This is a genomic window from Candidatus Aminicenantes bacterium (genome assembly GCA_011049425.1).
Classification (GTDB): domain Bacteria; phylum Acidobacteriota; class Aminicenantia; order UBA2199; family UBA2199; genus UBA876.
In genome coordinates, this window is the sequence record DSBM01000080.1 from 1 (window position 1) to 6,144 (window position 6,144).

Annotated in this window: 6 protein-coding genes and 1 pseudogene; 1 reads left to right on the forward strand and 6 read right to left on the reverse strand. The window is 53.3% G+C overall.

From position 1 onward, the window contains the following. Positions 1 to 253: 253 nt before the first annotated feature. The 3 genes from ENN40_05470 to ENN40_05480 all read right to left on the reverse strand — a co-directional run bounded on the left by ENN40_05470 (position 254) and on the right by ENN40_05480 (position 3,651). Positions 254 to 457 carry a cytosolic protein gene (locus ENN40_05470; protein ID HDP94795.1) on the reverse strand — a complete coding sequence of 68 codons (204 nt, stop codon included), beginning with the start codon at positions 455 to 457 and terminating at the stop codon, positions 254 to 256. A gap of 113 nt (positions 458 to 570) precedes the next feature. Beyond that, a complete protein-coding gene (locus ENN40_05475) occupies positions 571 to 1,680 on the reverse strand; it encodes a class A beta-lactamase-related serine hydrolase (GenBank protein HDP94796.1) in 1,110 nt (369 codons plus the stop codon). 276 nt (positions 1,681 to 1,956) lie between these two features. Beyond that, complete coding sequence (locus ENN40_05480) at positions 1,957 to 3,651, reverse strand: hypothetical protein (protein HDP94797.1); 1,695 nt, start codon at positions 3,649 to 3,651, stop codon at positions 1,957 to 1,959. A gap of 274 nt (positions 3,652 to 3,925) precedes the next feature. Between ENN40_05480 and ENN40_05485 the strand changes: the two genes are divergently transcribed. Next, entirely contained in the window at positions 3,926 to 4,492 is a 567-nt protein-coding gene (locus ENN40_05485) for a DUF998 domain-containing protein (protein ID HDP94798.1), read from the forward strand. 9 nt (positions 4,493 to 4,501) lie between these two features. Here the strand turns inward: ENN40_05485 and ENN40_05490 are convergent, their stop codons facing one another. From ENN40_05490 to ENN40_05500, 3 genes and pseudogenes are all read right to left on the reverse strand, one after another. Beyond that, on the reverse strand, positions 4,502 to 5,449 hold the full coding sequence (locus ENN40_05490; GenBank protein HDP94799.1) for a hypothetical protein: 948 nt from the start codon (positions 5,447 to 5,449) through the stop codon (positions 4,502 to 4,504). Between the two features lie 49 nt (positions 5,450 to 5,498). Then, positions 5,499 to 5,693, reverse strand: a pseudogene (locus ENN40_05495) (hypothetical protein). A 253-nt stretch (positions 5,694 to 5,946) separates the two neighbouring features. Next, positions 5,947 to 6,144 (reverse strand): F0F1 ATP synthase subunit gamma (locus ENN40_05500; GenBank protein HDP94800.1); only part of this gene is annotated, 198 nt, incomplete at its 5' end.

Consider the following 6,144-nt stretch of genomic DNA (forward strand, 5'->3'; position numbering starts at 1 on the left):
GAGTAATATATTATCATGTGAATGTCAAAAACAAAAAGTTGAAGAGTTGAAATACCCTTTCGGGCACAAGAGGGAAGAAGGTGACAGGTATCAGGAGGCAGGAGGCAAATTAGTTGAAAGTTGAAAGTCGAAAGTAAATACAGCTCGGCGAGGGGCGAGGGGCAGTTGGCGAGTGGTGGGAGCGCTTAGTTGAAAGTCGAAAGAAAAATCGAAGCTCTCGGCCAGGGGCGAGTGGCAAGAGGCAATCGTACTTTTAGAATTTGTCCTGGCTGACCAGGCGGGCGAAGTGCTCGAAAGAGCGGTCAAAAGTGCGTTCGGCATCCGCGGGAAACGCGCAGGCCGGCAGTTCACGCATGCGCAGGTGGTAGGTGATGCAATCGCAGCACACACCTTTGCGGGAGCAGGGATCATACGTACAATTGCATTTTTCCAGGTTTCGTTCTTTTTTGCATTCCATGGTAGGGAAATTATACCCCGGGCATAGAGCAATTTGAATAGCTCGAAGGGGACAGGTAGAAGGTTGCAGGTGACAGTAGACAGTTTAAGGACGATTCGCGAACCGCCCCTTCACTACATCTTCTCGTCAACTTTCTTGAGCCACACAGCACGAATGATATCCAGGGCTACGGGCGTGCAGTTGTGGGTGGAGTTGGCCAGTACAGCCACGCCCCAGCTCTGTTCGGGATTGAAGAGCAGGATACTGCGGGTGCCCCCGGTTCCGCCATCGTGGGCCACGCAATCCAGGCCGTCGCCGAAATTCAGGATGTGCCAGCCCACCGCCATGAAGTTGGCATCTTTGCCTTTTTCCAGCGGCAGCACCGGCCGGATCATGCGCTGGAAGGTTTTTCCCATATCATGGGGTAATGTTCCCAACTGGCAGGCGAGAAAACGGGCCAGGTCACGGGCGTTGGATTTGAGGGCGCCCGCCGCATACAGGGATTTGAAATCCCATACCGGGACGGGAATGCCTTTGTCGTCGTGGGGTTTGGCCATGCTGTTTATTTCCGCTTCGGTGAGCTGCATGCGGGTGTGTTTCATTTCCAATGGGCCCAACACGTAGTGGTCCAGCAGGGCCTGGTAATTTTTCCCGCCGACCCGCTCCAGGAGCAGGCCCAACAGGCCGAACCCGGCGTTCGAATAGGCGTAAGTGGTTCCCGGGGCATTGATCGGTTCAAAGATCTTGAGGAATTCATTCAGGTTTTCCGCCGTATATGCGGCATAAGGATTGAGATGGTCGGCGGGCATGAAGTTGTAGGGCATGCGCGGCAATCCCGATGAATGGATGGCCAGGTGCAGCAGGGTGACCGGCTCTTCGTGGGGCCGGGGCAATACCACGTCCGCGGGCAGGTAGGTCTGCACTGTTGCGTCAGTACCGATCACGCCCACATCCTGCATGCGGCACATCAGCAAAGCGGTAAACACCTTGGTCAACGAACCGATTTCAAAATGGGTATCCGCGGTGACGAGCAGGCCTTCTTTTTGCGTGCACCCGTGCGCGTAAAAGCGCGCGCCCTCCTTGTCAACCAGGACCGCAACGATGCCTGGGCTTTTGGCGTCCCCGTCCACCCATACCGACAGCAGGCTCTCGACCGCTGCTTTTTCTTTTGTGTCGTTATCCGCCGCCACGCTTGCGCACGGAAGCAAAACAGCTAAGCAAAGAATCCCCAAAATCGGTCTCATGTCCGTCTCTCTCGGATATTGGATTGCCCCGGAACCGGGCTGGGACAGAGATTCTATCACGATTAGACAAAAGGGAAAACCAGGCCATTCCGTGCACCTGGGGACGGTGCTTGCCCTAGCCCCCTGGCCACTCGCCAATAGCCATTAGCCTCCCTTCCTGCCTGTCTCCTGCCTCCTGTCTTTTGCTTTTTTCCGTGTGTTCCGTGGTTCTATTCAATATCCGGAATCGGTGTTCTCTTTTTTCAATTTCTTGACTTCCCGGGCGTTTCCCTGCCTTTACCTGTATCTCACATCCTTGATGGAAACGGAAAAGAATGCATATTTGGAATATCGATACTCCACCGCGTAATGCGGCATAAGCACATCACCCAACTTGAGGCGTTCGGTCAGGAAGGAGCGTGACGGGAAATTCAATCCCCCTTTCTGCACCTCAAACCAGTGAACATCTTTTATGACTGCATCTTCAAAACCCAGATCAAGGGACGCCCGGCGCCGCCCTTCGTGTCCGATAATGGAGGACTGGTTAAACTCGATTCGTATGACGGATCCATCGTGAGGATAGACCAGGGCCGTGCCCTCAAGTTGAAAATCCCCCTTTTGTGGGGCCTTCTTTCTTATATCTATCAGCAGATATGCTTTTCCATTTAAAGATTCGTTCCTCAGAATCCGATAGTTATATTTCCCCTGGTTTTCCCGTCCCAGCAGATCGACTACGGCAAAAGTTTTCAAATGAGACTGAAAAACGGTTTTCTGTTTGGCGTTACGCTTGTTCATCTTCAAACCGTTGAGCGATAACAACTTTCTCTGTTCAACAATCGTCTTATTATTGCCAATAATCTGAAAATCATAACGATATTGGTTCTTTCCGGCATAAGGCATATTCGGCCAAGTGGATTCGATCACATCCTCAATGCAGACGTATCGGAACGCGGCGGTTTCCAGTTTTTCCGCATATTCCGCGGATTTTTTCAGTACACTCACCAAGGTCTCGTTGCGATCCGGCATTACAGCCAATTCAGCCTCCGCCTGCTCTCCGGCCTTTTTTTCGTTCCGATCCCGCTCCACCACCTTGTTTTCTGTCCAACCGGAGGTAATACCGGCCACTTCTCCCTGCAGTTGTTTCTCTAATTCAGGATTCAAGCGCATGGCCTTCCGGTAGCCTTCAACAGCCGATTCCTTCTGGTTGAGCAGCAAATGAACATCGGCAATCTTGACGAGCAATTGATCTTTATTCGGCGGCTCCTGTTCCAACGCTTCCATAAAGAAAGGCAGCGCTTTTCTGAACTCAAAGCGATGAAGTTTAATATCTCCCAAATTCTCCAACGCCTGGCGGATTTGTACGGGATCCTGGGAATACCTGGCCAGGTTCAGCCCCCTTTCAGCTACTTCCAGGGCGGAGTCCAGGTCGCCCAGAAGGACGTACTTACTGGCCAGCGCAATATTGAACAAGCTTCCGCCCATATCCATTTTTGCGATTTCATCAAGCTTGTGCCTGGCTTCCATGATTTTGCCCGACTGTCGCAAATTTTCCGCTTCCTCCAACAGATTCTGAAGTATGAACCGTGGATCAGCGATCAATCCGCACTCGGCGATGGGAATGTTTTTTGCCGTACACGTAATCTTTCCCTTTCGAGTCAGAAAGCCTTGCGCCGAAATGGTCAAGCCGAGCTCTTCGTTTTTGAACAGCAGGTTTCTGAACCCCCAACGGCCATTCGAATCCGCCGCTTTCTGAATGGTGCCGATCCTTTCGTTCTCAATTGCAACCAGGGCCCCGGCAACAGGGGCTCCCGCTCTATCGGTCACCTTGCCCGAGATGGTACGAAATTCAAGCGCATGAAGGTGGGTACGCTTGGGATCAGGAATCTCTCTTTGCGCCATTAGAGCCGCACCACTCAGAACAGACAAAGCAACCATGACCTGGGTAACCAAAAGCGTTTTAATCCTGATTTGAATCCCCTGAAAGCATCTCATTTTCTCACTCCCCTTTGTTACTACTTATCATTGTACTATTTAACGTATCTATCAATGGTCTGGTTGACAACCAATTTGCTTGAACTGATTCGTCCTTTCTACAGACAGCAATCCGTTTGAGAGACAAAGGGAGGTTCGCAAACGGCCCCTCCACCACCTGGCTCCTTTTTCAAACTCTCCAACTTTCCAACTCCCCAACTTTACAAACAGCAATGGTTTGACTGTTCTTGCCCGCTCCAATACAATCAGGGTTTGTTGCTGAATTGGAGGCTCGATGGACAAAAGAACCATGCTGAACCTGGGGTTCGCGGTACCCGGGGTGTTCTGGGCCACGCTGCTGATCAGCGGCCGCTTCTATCCGGGCTACAACTCCGCCCGCAACCTGGTGAGCGAGCTGGGCGCCCTGGACGCGCCCACGCGCTGGATATTCAACCCGGGCATGCTGATCTGTGCCGTTCTGAGCGTGGTTTTCGTGCTGGGGCTGGTGCGGGCTGCCCGGCAGGCGGAGCTGTCTACCCTGCCCGCCTGGCTGCTGTTGGTTCACGGCGTGTCCTTGGCCGGGGCGGCCCTGTTTCCCCTGCCGCTGCCCATGCACGGTCAAGCCGGCATGTTGGCGATGCTGCTGCCCCTCTCTCCCCTGTTGGCATTGATGCTGTGGCGTCCTGCCGGCAACGGCCGCCTCAAGCTGACCGCCGTCACTTCCCTGGTGTTGATCGGCCTGGGATTTTCGGTACTCTTTCCCGATTTCCTGCCCGAGCTGGCGGGCCTCAAGCAACGGGTCGCCCACCTGGGCTGGACCGTGTGGTTTGCCGGATTGGGAGCCGTCATCAGTAGAAAGTGAAAACACCCTCTACTTTTTAATAACAAACTTGAAACTGCCGGGGAACTGCCTCCATGATTGAGATTCCACCCCGTTACGCCTGCTGCCCGTATAACTGCTTCGTCCCTCCAGCATAATAATCTCCACAACGCCTTCCTGGCCCTCATCCAGAATCCCGGCATGGACCGCGGCCGTGGCGGGGTGAGAATTGTCGGTATAAACACCGGTTCCCCATACCCTCCCGGTTGTTGCGCCCACAACCCGGAAACGAAAGGTCTGACCGCGCTTGCTGCGGTAACCGGCGGACAGCAGGTTCTCGGGAGCAATCGGCAGGTCGGCCATGGAGAAAGGTTTCAGTTGCGTTGCGCGGAATGTGGCCCTGACGGAAGAATGATAGCCGACTATCTCGACACGTATTTCGACGCTGTCCGCGTTTCCCGGGATATCTGCAGAAACATCATATTTGCGGTTGGAACGGGGACCCAGGCTAAAACTCTCTTTTGCTGCACCCAGGAGCTTGGGTTGATTTTTGATCCTATAAGCGACAGAGACCACGGCAATATCACTGTGAGTCTTGTGTCTGTTGTGCATGGTCCCCCAGACATGAATTGTCGTCCCGGGGGTGAAACGGCCTTTGCCGCTATGGTAGCCGTGATTTGCTTCATAATCATGGGTGCGCGGTCCAAGACTCGCGCCTTTGACATTATAAGTAAGCCATGGACCTGATGCAATACCGCTATCAACTACATTTTGCCCCTTTTGCGCAGGGCTCGATGTGGGTAAGAGCAACAGTGCCGTTGCGAAAAAAGCAAGCGTTCCCATTCTCATGGCATGCGTTTTCTCAGGTTTCATCATTGTCATTTTCTCCTGTACTGGTTGTTGCGGGACGGGCGTCCTCCATGGTCTTCTCTTGCGTTTCCGCCCTGTCCCGAGTAACATTGCGGGAAAATGTATCGCTCTCATCAAGCGGGAATTCATCGCTTTCCAGCGACAGGTAGCAGGTACGGCTCATCAGGTACTTGCGCCCGGCCAGCAGGGCCACGAAAGCCATCACGGACAGAATGATGTCGATTGAGGTCAAGTCTGGTTTCAGCATCTTGCGGGCAATGACAAAGGCCAGCAATTCGAGAACCGCGGCCAGGCTGTGGGTAATCAGCATGCGCACCAGTTCAAGACCGATGACCAGCAACAGCACGCGGTAGATCAGTTCGTAAAAGGTATCCTTGTCCGTCCAATCCATACCGGCCAGGTGCATGCCGCCGTTAACCGCGGCCACAATCACGCTGACCAGGATCGCGACCGCCAGGATTTTTTCCAGCCAGCGTACCAGCGGATTGAAAAGCTCTTTAATCCGGTACTCCATTTTTCACGCCCTGTTCATCTTACGCAAAATCATGCTGTTTTTCAATAACAGACAAATCAAGAATTCCGATTGCTCAGTATCGAATCTTCAACTTTCATTGTGGCTATGGGTTTCAGTCCTTGGCGCTTAGGGCTTCAAAGCCGGAAATGATGTCAAACAACTCCTCGTCGATGCTGCTCTGGCGCAAACGATGAAACGAGCGATTCAGGTTTTCCAGCAGTTCGTCGATGTTTTTCTCGGCGCGTTGCATTGCCGCCAGCCGGCTGGCGTTCTCGGAGGCGAGGGATTCGGCGCAGGCGCGGAAAAGCGA